Source organism: Paraglaciecola sp. MB-3u-78 (assembly GCF_002835935.1).
GTDB lineage: Bacteria > Pseudomonadota > Gammaproteobacteria > Enterobacterales > Alteromonadaceae > Paraglaciecola.
The window spans coordinates 1-991 of record NZ_PJCF01000045.1 but is presented as its reverse complement, the minus strand read 5'-3'; the positions used below and the strand labels follow the sequence as shown (position 1 = coordinate 991).

Annotated in this window: 1 protein-coding gene; it reads left to right on the top strand. The window is 43.1% G+C overall.

The window, feature by feature from the left end:
* The first annotated feature begins 190 nt into the window (after nucleotides 1–190).
* On the top strand, nucleotides 191–934 hold the full coding sequence (locus CXF95_RS26240; RefSeq protein WP_101201408.1) for a reverse transcriptase/maturase family protein: 744 nt from the start codon (nucleotides 191–193) through the stop codon (nucleotides 932–934).
* The last annotated feature ends 57 nt before the right edge of the window (nucleotides 935–991 follow it).

The following is a 991-nucleotide window of genomic DNA, read 5'->3' as shown; positions in this document are numbered from 1 at the left end:
AAACTGAATGTTTTGTCCCGTAAGCCCGTATATATGCCATGCCATGCTGTGTCATGTATTACTTCCCTATCATTTTAATTGTCTTTAAAATAATCTGCTTGCACCAAGATAATTTTAAAACATGTACAAATATTTATTTAGCAAAGTGTGGGGTCTTGAATTTTGTGCAAAATTCAAGACCTGACCCCTTATGTACAAGCAAGATTATACTTTACTGCCGCTCAGTGTGGTCACGAAAGCTGATGGTGAAACCCTTCATTTGTGGTCATCACAAGATGCGCTGGTATTAAAGATGTTAGCTATGGCCTTACCGGATGCTTTGGCATTATCCTCACTTTGTACTCATATCAAAGGGCATGGGGGACTAAAAGCCACCGTCAGTGCTCTGCAAGCAGCCCTGCCTGATTACACTTATGTTATGAAAACCGATGTAAAGGGCTATTATGAGTCCATTGACCATACGATATTGCTTAGACAGCTTGATAAGGATGTTACTGACCCGTTTATCTGGCGCTTGTTAGTGCAGTTTGTGAAACGCAGCGTTGAAAGAGGCGGTACGTTTAAGTCCATTACTTGTGGTATATCGCGAGGTTGCCCCTTATCACCGGTAATCGCCGCATATTACTTAAAAGCCTTAGATGAGCAGATGGAAGGTGACCCTCGCTATTTTTATCGCAGGTATATGGATGACGTCATTGTATTGGCCAAAACCCGCTGGCACTTGCGCAAAGCGGTGAGAGCAGTCAACCAACACTTTCATCAATTAAAAGTGGAGCAAGCGCCGGATAAAACCTTTATTGGTAAAATATCAAAAGGCTGGGATTTTCTCGGTTACTATTTTGATGGCAAACAACTAACCGTCGCAGCAAAGACGGTAGAAAAACACGTTTTACACTACAGGCAGCTTTATGAGCAACTAAGCAACATCGAGTAGGGTGAGGCTTATGCCTCATCCCTCTCACAGAACCGTACGTACGGGCCTCGTATACGG